The 17,609-nt window shown below is 39.0% G+C and carries 12 protein-coding genes; 11 read left to right on the top strand and 1 reads right to left on the bottom strand.

Annotated features, from left to right (window positions below; genetic code table 11):
- The first annotated feature begins 6 nt into the window (after positions 1-6).
- From FPZ44_RS25010 to FPZ44_RS24970, 9 genes are all read left to right on the top strand, one after another.
- Entirely contained in the window at positions 7-402 is a 396-nt protein-coding gene (locus FPZ44_RS25010) for a hypothetical protein (protein WP_144995161.1), read from the top strand.
- 21 nt (positions 403-423) lie between these two features.
- Complete coding sequence (locus FPZ44_RS25005; RefSeq protein WP_144995159.1) at positions 424-978, top strand: hypothetical protein; 555 nt, start codon at positions 424-426, stop codon at positions 976-978.
- Entirely contained in the window at positions 965-1,951 is a 987-nt protein-coding gene (locus tag FPZ44_RS25000) for a hypothetical protein (RefSeq protein ID WP_144995157.1), read from the top strand. Before FPZ44_RS25005 ends, FPZ44_RS25000 begins: the two co-directional genes overlap by 14 nt.
- A gap of 56 nt (positions 1,952-2,007) precedes the next feature.
- The gene (locus FPZ44_RS24995; protein WP_144995155.1) at positions 2,008-2,220 is read left to right on the top strand and encodes a hypothetical protein; all 213 of its coding nucleotides are present in this window, start codon (positions 2,008-2,010) and stop codon (positions 2,218-2,220) included.
- A 360-nt stretch (positions 2,221-2,580) separates the two neighbouring features.
- Positions 2,581-2,979: a hypothetical protein gene (locus tag FPZ44_RS24990; RefSeq protein ID WP_144995153.1), complete on the top strand. Its 399-nt coding sequence runs from the start codon at positions 2,581-2,583 to the stop codon at positions 2,977-2,979.
- A gap of 55 nt (positions 2,980-3,034) precedes the next feature.
- Positions 3,035-3,277 (top strand): hypothetical protein, encoded by a 243-nt coding sequence (locus FPZ44_RS24985; protein WP_144995151.1) that lies wholly within the window; start codon positions 3,035-3,037, stop codon positions 3,275-3,277.
- Positions 3,278-3,317: 40 nt separating this feature from the next.
- Entirely contained in the window at positions 3,318-4,259 is a 942-nt protein-coding gene (locus FPZ44_RS24980) for a copper amine oxidase N-terminal domain-containing protein (protein ID WP_144995149.1), read from the top strand.
- Between the two features lie 204 nt (positions 4,260-4,463).
- Positions 4,464-7,658, top strand: coding sequence for a DUF5704 domain-containing protein (locus tag FPZ44_RS24975; protein WP_222429839.1), 3,195 nt, complete (start codon positions 4,464-4,466; stop codon positions 7,656-7,658).
- Positions 7,659-7,714: 56 nt separating this feature from the next.
- A complete protein-coding gene (locus FPZ44_RS24970; protein ID WP_144995147.1) occupies positions 7,715-10,366 on the top strand; it encodes a cadherin-like beta sandwich domain-containing protein in 2,652 nt (883 codons plus the stop codon).
- 69 nt (positions 10,367-10,435) lie between these two features.
- On the opposite strand, the gene FPZ44_RS24965 is transcribed toward FPZ44_RS24970, so the two are convergent.
- Positions 10,436-10,942, bottom strand: a complete 507-nt coding sequence (locus FPZ44_RS24965) for a hypothetical protein (RefSeq protein WP_144995145.1) — start codon at positions 10,940-10,942, stop codon at positions 10,436-10,438.
- A gap of 799 nt (positions 10,943-11,741) precedes the next feature.
- Between FPZ44_RS24965 and FPZ44_RS24960 the strand changes: the two genes are divergently transcribed.
- Both FPZ44_RS24960 and FPZ44_RS24955 read left to right on the top strand, forming a co-directional pair.
- Entirely contained in the window at positions 11,742-12,875 is a 1,134-nt protein-coding gene (locus FPZ44_RS24960; RefSeq protein WP_144995143.1) for a toprim domain-containing protein, read from the top strand.
- 10 nt (positions 12,876-12,885) lie between these two features.
- Positions 12,886-17,475 carry a fibronectin type III domain-containing protein gene (locus tag FPZ44_RS24955; protein ID WP_144995140.1) on the top strand — a complete coding sequence of 1,530 codons (4,590 nt, stop codon included), beginning with the start codon at positions 12,886-12,888 and terminating at the stop codon, positions 17,473-17,475.
- Positions 17,476-17,609: the final 134 nt, after the last annotated feature.

The raw sequence follows: 17,609 nt of genomic DNA, 5'->3' as shown, positions 1-17,609 counted from the left end.
TCTAATGTGAGCAACGTTACTAGAATGCTGTTATTTGCTGTAGGTTTCATGCTCTTTATTATTGCACTAGGGGGAGCTGTGGAAGCCCATACCGAGAAGACAGACATGTTCGATAAGGCGGATCAATTTATATACGAGCAGGATTTAGACTTAACACCTGACCTAATAGTTGAAGAGCCGTATACCGTAAGTGGTGATGTAATTAGGCAATCCATTTATAACATTGATGAAATGAATGTAATTATAAAAATTCACTATCCAAACGGAACGTTATCATATGCTCCAGGATTAGAAATAGAAAAAACGAGTGTTACTGATATCGATATATACAAAGAATATCAGCCAACGTACACAAGAGCAGCTGACGGTGCCATCACTCAAATTGAATATATGCCGTTATAACTATTTGAAAGGAACGACGCAATGTCAAAATATCTGACCTTAATCTTTGCAACAATTGTGGCACTTGGTTTGCTGTATATCTACCCTATATTTAAAAACTATGACCAAATGGACCAGATAGCCTTTAATATCACGCAGAAGGCTACCACGGAGTTCGTTGACGCTGTACGAAGTAAAGGATATATTACTCCGGTTATGTATGAAGATTTTATGGAAGCACTAGACACTACGAATAATATGTATGACATCCAAATGCAGCATGACGAAAAAAAATATAATCCCAAGTACGGTGATCCAGCTGATCCGAACAGCTTCCAAGGAGATTTCGATGTGTATTATGATTCTTTCTTCACAGACGAAATTATGAACGTTTTATTTCCTGACAATGAAAAGGACATGAATGATCCCAGCAGGCGTTATGTCCTAAGAATGTACGATTATTTTGCTGTTACGGTAAAGAATACAAATACAACGAATGCAACACTGATGAGGGACTTTCTTACTAACTCCATAACTCCTGATCCTACACGTATCTATATTCCTTACGGAGGCATGGTGTTAAATGAAAATAGCTAGTATGGCCCTCATATTTGTAATCATTGTTTTCCCTATGTTTTTTCATAGTGATATGAGACTAAATGCACAACGTGTGGCTGCAGAAACAATTGTTCAATACGATTGGGCAGTTCGAACAGCTGTACAGGATGCAGGTGTAGCCTTGACCTATCAGGAAACCAAAACAGATGCACCTAAGTATGATTTCATGAAGAAGTTTCAAGTAAATAAAGAGACGGCACTAGATTCATTTTACAAGTCACTATTCCTTAATCTAGGTCTAGCAGATGACCAGCTTACACAAGATGTTGTAAAAAGATATATCCCTGCTATAGCCGTTATAGGCTACGATGGTTTTTGGATACATACCGAAGAGATGTTCCAAGATGGAAATGGAGAGAATGTCATACGTCCGGTTTGGAAGGAAAAGAAGCCTTATGCGTATTCAGATGATTATGGTAACAGCCTCACTTTTACTTTAGATGATTATGTATACGCTTATGATGCAGCAACAGGACAATGGCATGAAGGAAAGAGAGAAGTCGTTGATCAAGAAGTCTTAGGTAGAATTTCACTTTTAAACGATCCCGATGTCTTTGACCAGGTAAGGCGAACAACGATCGTAACGGCTATACAAGATGATTTAGCCCATTTTATTAACGCACATAATCAATATTCCAGGCTATTAGGTATATCCTATACCTTCACGCTCCCTGAGATTAGCGAAGAAGAGTGGAACAACACCATAGATGACGTTGGTTTTATCGCCTTTATACAGGGGCTGCCGGTAGGTCAAAGAGAATACAATCGTTATGCTTTTGGCGGAGGAAGACTTGTAAAAAATGATCCAATACATGGGGCAGTACGTGACGGTTTGAAAATTTATTATAGAGCTTCTTGTAATTATCCCGATCAGGTCATTGAAAAGTTTACAAGTGAAAAAGATGCTGCAGCTGCTGGGTACTTCCCAAAAAGTTGTACAAACAATAGGTAAACAAACTTAGGTACTAGGATGTCTGACGGTAAAAATGAAAAAAGAGGAGGATTTTTATGAACTCATTTACAGTAACAATTACACCTGGAGGCTTTACAGAGTCATTGGTTTATAACGGAGCTGTGATTATAAAAAGATATGAAAGAGATGAAACAGGATGGACAGGAGTCGATTTAGCTTGGGATTGTGAAGATCTTCCTGCGGAACTCATAGATGCACTTGAAGAGAGAGACGAGATTGCAATTATGGATGTACTGTCTGGAAGATAATCAAGATAGTCGGTAGAAACATTATGAATGAAATTGACCGTCAGAGTTCCTAGTGCCTAATGGCATGGTTGGCTTCGGCCAAGTCCGAAGCCTGCGGCCTAAATATGTCACTTGCCGCACCGGCTCAGCTTATCAGGGCGCTTGAAATAGTCAAGGATTTGCCGTTAACACGTTCCTCCTTGACTATTAAGTTCAACTACTCAGCAGCGCTTAACGCGCTTATCTGAGCCTCTAGTTGAACTACGCGCGAAGATTATTCACGAAGCTATTCGACCTGAATAGCTTGTGCCAAGCGGCAAGTCTACCGGCCGCCGATTAAATACCAATCATTAAGGGTTTCATGGAAGGAGGCATATGGACATGAACATCTTTAAGAGAAAAGTGAAAATGCAATCCAGGAAGGATATATTGCAGCAACTAGTAGCAGCTGATAAGCATGGTAATTCAATTAGTGAAAGAGAAATTAATGACCTGCTTATGTATCTACTAGAAGCGTTGAAGATTAAGGTAGTTGAGAATGTAGAGCTGCCTTCCAGAAGTAATTTCGATGCCATTACTCAATCACAATTACATCATGCCTTGACCTGTATTTCATATACAAGGCAAAATAGGGTGTTCCAGGCATTCCACGAGCTGTATGATTTTATTCAAGACAATCAAATAAGAAATGACACTCCATTTTCACGAGAGGAAATAACGATTGTGGAATACTTATCTTATTTGATATTGAAGAATACTCGAGCATTGTCTGATTGTTAATAGTATGGAGAAGCAATTTATAAAACAAAACTATGATACGTGGGGAGTTTAAGTCATGAGTGAGCAGGAGTTACTGGAGCTATTGCTTTTAAAAATGTGGAAAGATAACGGAATAAGTGAAGTTTTCAAATATAAGAACAGAATCCATATTTATAGAGGAGACTTGCCTTCTATTGAACTATTTAATGATTTAACATATCGGCTATTCCAAGATGTAGAAGACATCGCTAAACATGCAGATTCTATCCCTGATGATTATAAAGTCAGTATCGAAGAATTAATTAAAGTTAGAGTGTAAAATCAACATTTTGAAAACAAACAATAGGATGGTGTAGACAATGAAAAAGACAATGTTGTGCGTACTAGCTAGTTCAATTATTGCTGGGTCAATTTTAGGGGGAGTAAATTACTCTTACGCAGCTGCTCCCACTGATAATAAAGTTCAGATTATTAAGGATGGAAAGAAGATTCATTTGGGAGATTCTAAGCCCTTCCAGGATAAACAGGGGAGTGTAATGGTACCTATCCGATTTGTTTCGGAGGCTTTAGGAGCGAAAGTAGGCTTCCAAAAAAGCAAAGGCAGCATGAAAGTTAATGTAGCTGATGAAAAGAATACTGTTGAGATGACAGTTGGTCAAACTACTGCTAAGGTCAACGGTAAAAACAGAAACTATGGTACACAAGTAGTTTTGAAAGGTAATCGCACATATGTGCCACTTCGCCTGGTAGGTGAAGGGCTTGGTCAAAATGTTGAGTGGGATAAAATAAACCGCTGGGTTTGGATAGGAAAAAAAGATGTAAAAGCACTTGATGAGATCGGGATAAAGCCTGTGGATATAGCACCGTATAAAAAGTTCTTCTCAGGTAAGCCAGTAATGATGAAAAAAGTAGGATTGAAGGATGACTACACTAAAGCTGTTATCTTTGAAAGGTCCCAATTACCTTTAACGTTTATAGATGATTTCTATAGTTTAGATTATGTGAAAGAGAAGGACGGGAATTTTTATATCAAAGCACGTACAAAGACACGGACTTCTACCCCAGGTGATATTTTCTTCCTAACAAAAGATAATAAGCCGAAGCTAAGAAATCCAGTATTTAAGAAAACCATCGATCATGGCGATGGAACAAAAACTTTCTTCTATCCTGTTGTATCTTGGTTAGATGAACTAGATGGTGATAATAAGTATAAAAGTTTGACTATAAAAGATGTACTATATATTGGATTTATGCATGGAGGAGATGACTATATTCCACTAATGAAAAATTCATGGAAGTGAGAATAAATTATGATTAAAAAATCGTCTCTATGTCATAAAGTGATAGTCATGTTTTCTCTGTTTACTTTAATTGTAGCTTCCTTTCCATCATTACTTGTAAAAGTACCAAGTGCAAATGCTGCTACACCAATAACGCCTTTAAAATATCATCAAACTGATCCCTCATATAACAACCGATACTTTGTCGGGATGATGTACTACGAAATGTGGAGGAACAGTGCAGGATATTGGGTTCCTGACGGAAAAGCGCCAGGAAAAGGAATGAGCGGAGAAGCATCTTTTGTATACAGCTTTCAGTTTCCAGGAAGAAAAATTAAAAGTGTTACACCTTCACTTTATATTTGGACACCAGACAACGATATCATGTTTACCGATTCAAGAAGTGATAATTATAGCAAATATGAAAAGGCTATTAGTGCTGGATTAACTAATAATAAAATTAAGAGTGTTACACCTTCTGGAATTGGAACAGACACTACTGTGGTTCCGATAACCGTGGATATGCTGTTAGATGCAATGGTTACACCTGAAGATATTACTCAAGAATCGTGCGCTGGGTGTGCTCCTAATGTCAGAGGTGTACGTGTATATGTACCTATTCTCTTTAAGATTGAACTAGCAACACAGTACAATGTTCGTTATTATACTCAGGATGGTAAGAGCCTGAATAATGTCTTGAACCCTATCGAAGATGAAGAAATGGTAGTGAATAAGGAATATAAACCAGTTCCACCTAAAAACGCAAAGTATGAATATGTTGGATTTAAAAAGTCTACAACAGATAAACCACCATCGGGAGATATTATTGCTGGTAACCCATGGCCTTACGTCTATAACGGAAAGCATGAAAAGTACACTGTTCATATGTACTACAAAGAAGTAAAGGATGATCCTTGTAAAACAAATCCAAAAGATCCTAGTTGTACACCACCAGAAGATTGTAAGCCTAATGATCCAGTATGTAATCCCCCAACAGGACAGCAATGTACGGTATCAGTAGCTGAAACACTTGATGGTAAGTATATGGATCCGTTGGCAAGGGCAGTAATTAAGGCAGACCAGCGCGGAAATGAACGGTTTGATGTTGGACTAGGGATACCTACAAGTGAATCTTTGTACGGGAACACCTTTGGTCGAGACTATTTATTCGAAAACAAATTCAATAAAATGCAAGGCAAATGCACTTATAAAGTAAATGTAGAAAAGAACTATACGCTCAAATGGGACCCTGGTAAGACCGTTCCGACTCCAGATGGTAAAGGAACGATGACAGTACCTGATCCTAAGCAGACCACTGTGCGAGAGGTGTACCCTCATACAGTAGAACGCCCATTTTCATATTATAAAATCGATATGCTTCACGTTTACAATATCGCCCAAGCAGCACTAAATAACTATGCACTCCCTAATGGCGGAATCATATTGACGCCAAAAAATTACTCGCCACCAGCATATGCTGCTTCAACACAGGGAAATTATTATGCGGCAGATGAACCTGGAGTGTTAACTGCACCACCACAAACTATAACAGGTGGATCTACACCGCCATCTGTTCCAAATGAGAATGGTGCATTTCAGAGTATAGCTGAACGAGCTATCAAAGATGTGGAGGTTGAAAATGATTACTTGAAGTTTGAAAATCAAGTAATTATGGACAAAAAGCGTGTAGCTAAAAATGGTCCAAGTCCAGGGAAGATACCGGAACCCAAAATCATTGGACAAGATGTTCTGTATAGCCCTAATAATATGATTTCATCTAATAAGCAAAACAAAAAAGATGAACCAAGTAGTGGAAGTATTAAATATGAATTGATGAATGGAAATATTAACGGTGGAGATCCTGATAAGTCATATCCGATTTACGGCATTAATACAGTAACGGTACATACTCCTGTCGTGATGTATCCAACCATAACGGATGATAAGCCGCATAATCAGCGAGTAGAACCGGACTCAAATCGAGCTGCTTTGATACTGGATAGACCATTCACTGTTTCCCTACCTACAGTGGGGCAGCATAACGGATACCCTGGTTATGGTCATCGAGATTATGCGAAGTATACGGACCGAAAGCAAGTCTCGTTCCCATTTGATGTTTTCAATAAGTCAAAGAGTGCGTACATTCTGAAAAACACATGGATTGATATTCCGGTGGGGCAGCTTGAGGAAACCTTTATTATGCCAATGTGGATTGATGAGGGAAATTATACTGTGAGCTTTAGATCGATAGCTGAGAATACACCAAGTGACTTCACTTATGAGACATCAGCTAATAGACAGTGGCAAAATCACGTAGCTGTTAACACGATCGATGTCAATGTTATCGGGAGGCTCTATGATTTTAGGATAACGGACATTTCAGACTACGATTGGGAGACGGTCTTCCGAACGAAGAAGGGCAGCTCGCAGCATTCTCAAAACCTATATTGGGTAGGGGATCGAGATATCAACGGTAACTTCGTTGGAAACCGTAATCTAAACGGGAATCCAGTAAGTAATGCGAAGCCATTGCAGCTCCCAATTAAGCCAGGTAGTCATACGAATCCAGGGTATAAAAACGTGAGTGTGAAAACCGGCTATCCATTCAAGTTTGACTTTAAAACGATGGGGAACATGTTCGGGGCTAACGATAAAGTGCGCATTGTACCTACGTTTTACTTTGTGAACAAAGACGGTACAGGACGTAGGCCAGTTGATCTGTATTACCATGATCATTCACGTAAAAAGTACTTTGTTAAAATTGGTTCTCCAGATGACAACATCAAGCAAACAGTTAAATTGAATGATCCGATGCGTAATGTGCCGGCACACGAGATAACGGACTCTGCGAATTTTGCATACGACAACTATGGCTCAAATGGGCTATCTCGTAATGCATTTATCATGGATTATCAAAGCAAAGCTAAAAAGGAAATGTTATCAGGGTACTATAGCCAGCTCACGCTGCCGTATCAGCTGCGTACCTTTATTGGACCAAAAGCAGGGCTTCCTAGTACTGTTAGTCCACAAAGAGCAAATGCATCGATTCAGAAGTGGTACGGTGAATACTATTTGCCACCTGCAGTATACGTCGTTGATAAAGGGACCAATATTGCTGAGTATGGACGAAAAAATGGGGGTCTACACGATAAGTCGCCCATCTTCTTGAAGAACGGATACATTGTAGTAAACTTCAACATTGAGACTGTCCGTAATAATGATACGAGAAACCCATACTTGCGGTATTATCGTTTGCCAGGCCATTCGACACCATTGAATAACCAATGGAAGATGGAAGGTTTTAAGAATACACAGAAGGACAGTTATGGTCATACCTATCAATTAAGCGATGGAGACGTTATTTTCTATCATGGGGACTTGTCTAGCTATGACGACTTCAATACATCCGTACCACACTAAAATTCGTATACCGGGGCATTTAATGCTCCGGTATTTTTATAAGGGGAGAACCTGAGTTGAAAAGAATATCTCATTATATCTTATTTATTCTCTTTATTTCATTTGGTTTATATTCCGTTCCAGCAGCTGCAGCTGCTCCCGACAATGCCAGCTTGTCCTCACTTACAATAGAAGGGATAAAGCTTGATCAGCCATTCCATGAGTCTACTACTCAATATTCAGCAAAGGTTAATAGTGAATTGCAACAGACCACAGTTACTGCGACAGCAAGGGATACAGGAGCAACCATTACGGTAAATGGGATGAAGATTAATAGTGGTAATCCATCCCAAGAAATACAGCTAGCAGCTGATTCAATTACAAGTATAACTGTTTTAGTAAAAGCTGATGGCGCAGAGAAATCATATACAATTAATGTGACGAGAAATCCTGTTCCTTCCGTTCTATCAGCATCGATTAAGAGTACGGGGGAAACAGCAGCGATCGTAACATGGTCTATTCCTGCAGGAGTTACAGATCTAGAAACGGTTTTCGTTTCTCAAGATGGGAACACTCTTGGTCAAGTTAAAGCAAGCGATGGAGAGTTTAGGATTACTGGTCTGAGCCCAGGACGACAATATCAGTTTAGTATCGTGGGGTATAACAAGATTGGTAAATCAGGTTCACCTGTAATATTGAGTCATACGAGCAGCGGTCAATCAGTAGGGGATGTAAAACTAACAACTTTGCGACTAGACATTCCCTTACATGAAACATTTTCGCCAGCAAGATTGTCATATACAGCTACGGCAGCCTATACCAAAGATAAGATAACCATTTATCCAGTCGGCGTTTCTGGATCTAAAATAAAGATCAATAATACCGAGATATCAGGTCAGATGACACTACCTTTAATAGTAGGATTAAATGAATTTAAGGTAGAAGTGATCGGGTCCAACACCCAACAATCCACACACTACATAGTAAAAGTTACGAGACTTAATCAATCAACGAAGTCTGATCTAATCTCACTGTCTCTTCTAGACGTAAAGTTGAATGAGGCTTTTATGTCTGGAAGAACTTCATATACTGCTCATGTGCCCTTCGAGAGAGCAGATGCGGCAATTGTAACAACAGCTGATACTTCCACCGTCATTAAGATAAATGGAAGTCCTATTGCGTCAGGAACAGCTCATAATACAACCTTAGTAGTAGGAGATAATCATTTCAATATTACAGTAACGGATCCGGAAGGAAGAATAAATAGCTATAACTTAAAAATCACTCGTGGCACTCCTAGCAGCTCATCGCCGCTTAGAAGTTTGTTTGTAGAGGATGTCAAATTTACAGAATGGTTTGATCCTGCTCGAACAAATTACACTGCGACCGTTCCGTTTGAAAAGGAAACAGCAAAGGTATTCGCCTTTGTAAATGCTCCGGCGTATGTGGTGATTGGAAACAGTTATGCTCAAGCAGGTAATTTTGTAAATGTCTCATTACAAGAAGGATCTAATGTAATCAAAGTTGCACTTCATGATGGGTATGGAAAGCAAACAACCTATACGATACATCTTATTCGCTTAGGTTCTACAGGTACAAATACGAACAATGGAAAAACTACGGAATCTAAACTTGTAGGAAGTGTTGTACTAAAAGGAGATACGTTAGAGCTAGATATTCGAGAAAAATCAGGAACAACTCCATATAAGGTTAATTTGGAAGATATCAAAAAAGTATACTCTGACAAAAGTAAAAAGCTTGTAATAAAAGTAGGGGAAGCTAATGATAGCCAGCATGCTATTACTCTAGATAACAATACATTGGGGTTTCTTAAGGATAAGAAACTTGCGCTTCGTTTAGAGGTAGGCAAGATAAGTGCTAATTTAAAATCTAATGAGCTACCTGTAGATGTGTTAACCTTGTCCTTAAAACGGTTATCGTCCATGGGATCTCAGCTGCCTAAAGGATCAATACCGGCTATGGTAGATTATCAAGTCTCAACGGGTAATCATAAATCGCTTCACGTCGATATAGAGCTGAATCTAGATCTAACGCTTGAGAACACGAAGAGAGCCGTTGTTTATCAAAACGAAAAGCTTGCGAGAACCAGTGCTCACAATAATCTCAAGTATGTATCTGTATATGGAGATACCATTTTATCCGCTGGAATGATAGAACGTCGATTTAATGATATTCTGGGCCATTGGGCTAACGAGGACATTCAGTTAATGGCTGCACGCCAGTTGATTGGGGGATATGAAGACGGAGCATTTCGCCCAGATCAGCAAATTACAAGAGCCGAGTTTATTCAAGTGCTCGTTACCGCACTTGAGCTCAAAGGCGATAAGTCTATGCAATATGCTGATGTACAAGAAGATGCTTGGTACTATGATTCAGTAAACAGAGCTAGTGCTGCAGGTATTGTAAAGGGTGACAAGAAAAATCAGTTTAGACCTAATGAGAAAATAACAAGAGAAGAGATTGCTGCTATCTTTGGCCGTCTTATTGAAAATACAGAAAACTTCTCTTATACCAACACCCTTAATATTCACTCATTTAAAGATGTTAACCAGGTTAGCCCATGGGCCAAAGATGCCTTTAATATTGCCATACAAGCTCGTATTATATCTGGGACATCTGAAAAATTACTGTCACCAAAAGCTAGTGGTACAAGGGCGCAGGCCGTGGTTATGGTGCGACGTTTCATTGAATTTACACAAGGGTTATAGGAAAGAGGAATGGGACAATAAAACGCCAACGAGAGTCAATTACACTCGTTGGCGTTTTCGTTCATTTTTTTAAGGATTTCTAAGCCCGTAGCGAGCTAGAACATCATTTTCAACTTTATGGCCAGTCTGTGCGTAATATACCTCTTTGATTTGATTAAAGTTGGCATCTTTATAATGAACAACGCTTTCGACGTATTCGTAGTATCCAAGATAAGAATTATAGCTAACTCCAACACGAATATTAGCATAAACATAACGACTATCGCTCAATTTCGTGTTAATGAAATTGCTAAGTGCAGTAAGTCCAATAATGTATCCAGCCGAATTAGTGACTTTCTCCAGTTTTGTTACTTTTCCAAAGATGAACGCTAGTGCTGCAGAGAGGACGTTATTAACAATGGTGTTATCAAAAGTCTCTCTTTTTTCACCAATCAAGGTGAAGCTTGATCCTGGATCTGGAATAGATAGTGTGGTAATAGCTGCGGGTTTAGCTTGAGCTGCAAAGGCTTGCAGAGGGGATAAAAGTGTTGTTAGTGCTAGGGTAGAGGCAACAAGTACATTTAATTTCATTTTCATTTTAATCTTCTCCTTTAAATTTAATACACGGAGAATAATCTAGTTGATATTAAGATAATAGCACATGATTTATATTATTGGAAGATTCTTTAAAAAAAGTTCTTATTCTCCTTTAAGTATGATAAGTATTCTCCATATATCAGATATGACTTAATTGTTGAATCATTTTCCGTTCCATTTATTAACCGCTTGTTGACTGATATGCAGCTGCCTGGTACTTCTGATTCTGTTAGTTCTTCTAAATATAAATCTTATACATAATTAACTTCCCCTGGGGTGGAACAATATCTAATAGGTGCTTGATTAAATTAGTAGATCATCAAGTTTTTCAGAAAGTTTGTTTTACTAGGTTAATTTCCTCAGTTTTTAAATGAATTCTTTATAAGGAAAGCTTTCGATAAATCGGAAGCTAGCGGCCTAAAGATGGACACTTGCCGCGCCGGCTCAGCGTACCATGCAGGACTCTATTGTCAAAGGTTTGCCTGTTTTACAGTTTACCCTTATGACAATAGAGTTCCACCGTTCCAGCGCCGCGAAAAACGCGCCTGGTGGAACCTTGGTGGAACTAGCCTTGCATAGTCCTTATGTGCCAAGCGGCAAGCATTACCGGCCGCAAAAAAAATGTATTGTGGATCTTATCTCAGAGATGGGGGAACTCCGACTTATAGTTTGTGCAAAAACATAGGAGGTTGGTTCTATCAACCTTGACGGTGTAGGCACATTTTGCTAATCTGAATATAGATAATTTGAACTATTTATATGATATTCAGATAATCTAAAATACCTGAGGTGACTAATAGTGAATATTCGTTTTGAGCAAACTTTTGTCAATAATCTACTCGGTCAAGTAGAAATGATTGATGTGATGGCTAACTATGGTGTTGAAGTAAAAAGAGGGCAAGGGCTCAATCATTTCTACGTAGCGAAATTTTGCTGTGGCAAGAGTGATATGGACAATGGTCGCATCAAAATCGAAACACAAAAATTCATGTGTATGAACTGTTGGTATGGTGGAAATGCCATTGATTTTTTGAGAACCGTAGTCGGAATGAGCTTTTATACGGCTGTAGTAGAACTGGCTAGAATGGCTAACGTTGAATTACCTGTCGTTGATCCGAAAGAGTTGGAGTCTCTCAAACGAAAACAGGATGCATTCCAGCTGGCTGCAACGTTCTATGCTGAGTATGAAAACGACTACTTAGTCACTAGGGGAATAGCTAAAGAGGTTATTGAAAAACATGGAGTCGGTTATGCTCCTGGAGGTCGTGCGTTACGGTCTTTTTTAGAAGGAAAAGGCTATACAAAAGAAGAGCTTCTTGACTATAAGCTGATTAATTCAAAGGGCATGGATACGTTGTTCCATCGTGCTGTTATTCCTGTTAGTCGGAACGGAAAAATAATCGATCTTTACGGAAGATCGATTAATGATGAGAACACTAGTTTGAAGCATCTTTATATCAAAGGTGACAATATTCTAGGCGGCATTGATCAGATCAATCCCAAGCATATTGTTCTATTATTTGAGGCTGCTATTGATCGTTTAGTAGCCGAAAGTCATGGTGTGCAGAATGGAGTTGATGCCGGCGGTGCAGGAAAGTTTACGAAGGAACATGCCAAGCTTTTAAAAAGGAAAGGTGTAAAAAGAGTATTCATCGTTTATGACGGTGATGCTGCAGGAAGAAAGGGCTCCTTAAAATCAGGGCAACTCCTTTCTGACGAGGGCATGGAAGTTTGGGTGGGAGAGCTACCTGAACAAATGGACCCAGCACGCATGATTATGGAATGTGGAAAGGATGCTTTTGTTAGTGCTTTGCAGCAACCTAAAACCTTTGAAAAGTTCAAAATGTATCAAGAATTATCCAAGTATTCACTCACAGATGTTGAAGAGTACTTAAAGGTAATGAAGCTAAAGCAAATTTTTTTAGGAGAGTGAAAATTACAATATGACAATTTTAAGAAAGCGATTCACCGCAATGTTATGTTCTTTTATAGTAATATCGGGTATTACTCAGCCATTTGGGATATCACGTGTTAATGCATCTCAAACAGATGTCTTAAGTTATGAATTAATAACAGAGTCATCTACTTATATTCCTTACAATGATGGTGGAGATCGCTGTCTATACTACGATTTAGATCCGTCCATTCAAGGAAACAAAATGGTATATTATCACGAATACCAAATGCACACAAAGATAGCAGAGTTTGATCCCTATCTTTTGAACCAATATGATGTTTATTACCAGCTTGAGTACGATAAAGGATACGAAGGACTAGAAAAAAAAGAGCTTAGAAAAATGGAAGATCCGTATCAAACCAATCCTACGTTTACGTGTGGAGACTTAGTAAATAAGGAAGGAATATTACTAGATAGTGGATATGTTCAAGATTACGTTGGTTACAAAGTGTATTTTTATAAAAAAATAAAAAATGAAGCTCCACGAATATATCCATTTCATGAAGATCGAATGGTATCTCATAATGGTACGATTCGAATTGAAGGCACGGCCATTGATCCGGATACTCATACCGATCATGCTGATGACAAAATTACTATTAGTGCAGAGTTAAATGGGGTTCGCAAAGAAACAACTATTGATACTAACATTAGTCAAGTATGGGCATTAGAATGGCATGTTGATGAGCTGCCGGATGGCGTTTATAAAGATTTCAAAGTTATTGGGAAAGATCAACATGGTGAACAAGGCGAGGAAACATATTATGGAACTATTACTGTTGACCGCCAAGCTCCTTCTGCTCCTGAGATTTTGCCGGCGACATCAAAATGGGTTAGTCAATCAGTGCCGGTTACAATAAAGCCTGGTATTGATGATCATTCAGGTATCGCCTACACAGAATATAAACTTACTAATACATATGGTGATATCAAGCAAGACTGGACTAAGTATACTGGAGAATTTAACATCACAGAACAAGGATCAACATATATACAAGCTCGCTCAGTAGACAAAGCAGGGCTTATCACTGATGCACCTGAAAGGGCTGTTTATATCGATCAAACCCCACCTGAATCACCTCAACTTCGAACAGATCATAATGAGTGGACACCTAATAATGTAATAATTACTATGCTTCATGGATCAGATTCAGAAGCTAGTAGTCCCACTGGTGCTAAACAGAGTGGTCCAAAAAAGAGTGAATATAGTGTGGATGGGGGCCCTTGGAAGGAGTACATTACACCTTTTGAAATAGCCAAGGAAGGAATTTCTCGAATTGTTGGACGTACAATTGATAATGTTGGATTAATAGGACCAGAATCTGAGATGTTGGTGTATATTGATAGAACCGCGTCAACAGCGCCCAAGTTGGAGTCGAAGGTTGGAACAGATAATAACGTGACGGTCACTCTCGAGCATGGAATCGATGCTCATGGTGTTAAAAAAAGTGAATGGAGTATCGACGGACAAACGTGGAATGAATATACAGGTCCGATCGAACTTACTAAAGATGGTGTAACTCGTGTACAAGCCCGCACGATAGATAAGGCCGGTAATGTGAGTGCACTATCCGAGTTGATGGTGAAAATCGATCGAACGGATCCGACTATTGTTATCGATCCAATGAAGCGTACTTGGCATGAAGGACATATTCCAATTGTTATACATTATAAAGACGATCAAGGTATTGACGAAAACAATCGTTTTTATGCGGTTACGAACAGTCCGGCAGCACCTTTACACTGGACAGCTGCTACAAAAAATGAACAAGAGCTTACAATCACAAACGAGGGTGTTTGGTACGTGCATGCGAAAGTAACGGACTTGGCTGGGAATACACAGCAGATGACAAGTCAAGAATTACAGCTGCAGTCCTTACCAGTTGCACCAAATTTAAAAATAGATTCAGCAGAAGAAAACAAAATTAAGTTGTCATGGAACCTACCTGGTAACGTACTAACAGATGGATACCAATATTTCATTGAAAATATGACGACAGGGCAAGTTTGGAATGTTGCATATCCTACTAATACTCTGATTGATAGTACGATTAGTCCTGGGAACGAATATCAATACAGGGTGATGGCTAAGAACCACAGTGGAAGCAGCGCGTTTAGTTCACCGGTATCTGCAAAAACAATACCAACTGCACCTAAGCAGTTAACTTTGTATTCTATTGAAAGAGATCCAGCGAACGCGAACGTGTATTTCGAATCAGTTCCATTAGCAGATAAGTATCATATAAGTGTAATAGAAAATGTATCTCAACAGGCTGTTTTTGAAAATACAGTCACATCAGCAACGTATCATCCTGTAAACAATTTGCAGCCAGGTAGATACTATACGGTTAAGGTAGCTGCAGAAAATAGCGCAGGACGAGGAGCTGCAGCAACAGCTAGTTATTTGTCGCTCCCAAGTGCACCAGGAAAGTTTTCAACGTTACAAATTTATAATGATGGTGTTCATTTGAATTGGGATTCAGTAACGACTGCTACGTATTATGATTTAAAGAGAGAACAACTCACGATATACAATGGTAATGAGTTGTCATTTAGGGATCGTGGGCTTGCTTCAGAAACCGAGTATAATTACTTTATTTCAGCAATCAATCAAACAGGAACCGGACAAATGGCAGATTTATTAAATGTGGTTACGTTACCATCACGTATTAGTGGTATACGGACGTTAGAATATGGATCTGATCATTTGATTATAGAATGGGATAGTTTGAAAGGGACAAGTACTTATTCAATTCTTGTGGATGGTCAAGTAGTTGGGAACACTCCAGCAACAACATTTGAGGTGAAGGATCTTAACCCAGGAGAGCGTTATAAGATTAGTGTTCGACCTGAAAACAGAAGTGGACATGGCGAAGAAGTATCTACTTCGTTAAAAACGATCCCAGCAGTAGTAGAAGCTGACTCCATGCAAATATCGAATATTAATGAAACAAAAGCTGTTCTTACATGGAAAGCAGCTACTGGTGCTGACAAATATAGAGTGAAGGTTGGAGATAGGGAAATAGAAACTTCTGATACGGAGTTGGAGGTAACGGGTTTAAATGCAGGTCAGCATTATAAGGTAAATGTAGCAGCTGGCAATGAATCGGGGTATAGCCCAAATACGTCTGCTTCCTTTTTAACTTTACCTTCTCAAGTTGGGGTAATCAAAGCTATTGAAGATGGTCAGAACTTAAAACTTTCTTGGGAGCCTACCCCTTCTGCGAAAACCTATGTGATTAAGCAAGAAGGGAAAGAAATTGGCATTGCTACCAATGCTGAATGGACGGTTAAGTCATTGAAGCAAGGTGGAACTTATAGGTTTACAATTCAAGCTGTTAACGAAACTGGCATAGGTGCAGAAACACCATTTGTTTGGGTTATGCGTCCAGGTATGGACAATCAACAAGTAGTAATGAAAGAGATATCAGAGAATAGTGTGAAAATCGATTGGGAAGATGCAGCTGGAGCAGATGGTTATCGAGTGTATCAAGGAGGTAATCTACTCGTAGAAACAAAAGATTCATTTGCTACATTAACAGGATTAGAGAGTGCTAAGCGATACAAGGATATAGTCTTAGTACCATTCAATTCTACTGGAGAAGGTTCGATAGTCAAAGTGCCATCGTTCGATACCTTGCCATCTGGAGACCTTAAAGTAGATGTTGATGCTGCTCAGTCTCAAATAACTTATCATTTCAAGATCGGTTCTAAAAACGAAATGATTATTATGACGAAAGATAATAAGGAAGTTTATCGCGGGAAAGAAAAAACATTCACACTTCAAAATCTTAAACCAGATACGGATATCCAGGTTGAGGTTTGGACAGAAAATGAATCCGGTGATCGATCTAAAGTTCAAATGATAAAATCACGGACTGCGAAATCATCGGATACTTCGAGTAATACTGGTAATGGCGAGTCGAGTACAGAGGATTCATCTTCTACTAATGATGGCGATAACAAACCATCCGATGGTAATGATAACAAAGTCCCTGACGAACAAGATAACAATAAAGAAGAACAGAAAATTGAAGATGTCGTATTTAAGGATATTGAAGGGCTGTACAACAAAAATAAGGTCTTATCCTTATATGACAGAGGTATTATTGCAAAACCCGTAAATGGATTGTTTGAGCCGCATAGAGCCATTACACGCGCGGAGTTTATGACGTTCATAGTCAAGACGCTTGGTTTAGAAGAAAAAGGCTCATCAACGCCTATGGCGTTTAAGGACATTGAATCTGATGCGTGGTACTATCGAACATTGCGCATTGCGCATGATCATGGAGTAATTAAAGGGTTTAGTAAAACTGAATTTAGACCGAACACCTTAATTACACGAGAACAGGCAGCTAGAATGATCGGCAGCCTAATGGAAAAACATGAATTGAAAGGCATGGCTTATCGTGACACATCTAATATCTCTAGCTGGGCAATGACAGATGTTCAGTTGCTGTCTGCAGCTGAGATTGTGAAGGGCTATCCAGACGGTACGTTCCGTCCTAAACAGAATGTTACACGCGCTGAGGCTGCTTCTATCATCTATAACTTTTTTGAAGTTTCAAAGAAATAACCATCAAAAAGGAGCTACTTTGTAGTTCCTTTTTTTTTGTTCTTCACCACTTTAGGAACGGTGTGTCTATGGGCCACTTTTTTCATGATATGCATTAATTCCATTGCTTCCTTTTTAGTGACGCTACTCATCAA

The organism is Paenibacillus agilis, from assembly GCF_007786455.1.
Taxonomy (GTDB): domain Bacteria; phylum Bacillota; class Bacilli; order Paenibacillales; family Paenibacillaceae; genus Paenibacillus_B; species Paenibacillus_B agilis.
The sequence above is the reverse complement of the archived record's forward strand: the minus strand, read 5'-3'. Positions and strand labels throughout refer to the sequence as shown.

Excerpts from the sequence above, each read along its gene's own strand:
- FPZ44_RS25005 (WP_144995159.1), top strand. The coding sequence starts at position 424 with ATGTCAAAATATCTGACCTTAATCTTTGCAACAATTGTGGCACTTGGT.
- FPZ44_RS25000 (WP_144995157.1), top strand. The coding sequence starts at position 965 with ATGAAAATAGCTAGTATGGCCCTCATATTTGTAATCATTGTTTTCCCT.
- FPZ44_RS24995 (WP_144995155.1), top strand. The coding sequence starts at position 2,008 with ATGAACTCATTTACAGTAACAATTACACCTGGAGGCTTTACAGAGTCA.
- FPZ44_RS24990 (WP_144995153.1), top strand. The coding sequence starts at position 2,581 with ATGAACATCTTTAAGAGAAAAGTGAAAATGCAATCCAGGAAGGATATA.
- FPZ44_RS24985 (WP_144995151.1), top strand. The coding sequence starts at position 3,035 with ATGAGTGAGCAGGAGTTACTGGAGCTATTGCTTTTAAAAATGTGGAAA.
- FPZ44_RS24980 (WP_144995149.1), top strand. The coding sequence starts at position 3,318 with ATGAAAAAGACAATGTTGTGCGTACTAGCTAGTTCAATTATTGCTGGG.
- FPZ44_RS24975 (WP_222429839.1), top strand. The coding sequence starts at position 4,464 with ATGTGGAGGAACAGTGCAGGATATTGGGTTCCTGACGGAAAAGCGCCA.
- FPZ44_RS24965 (WP_144995145.1), bottom strand. The coding sequence starts at position 10,942 with ATGAAAATGAAATTAAATGTACTTGTTGCCTCTACCCTAGCACTAACA.
- FPZ44_RS24955 (WP_144995140.1), top strand. The coding sequence starts at position 12,886 with ATGACAATTTTAAGAAAGCGATTCACCGCAATGTTATGTTCTTTTATA.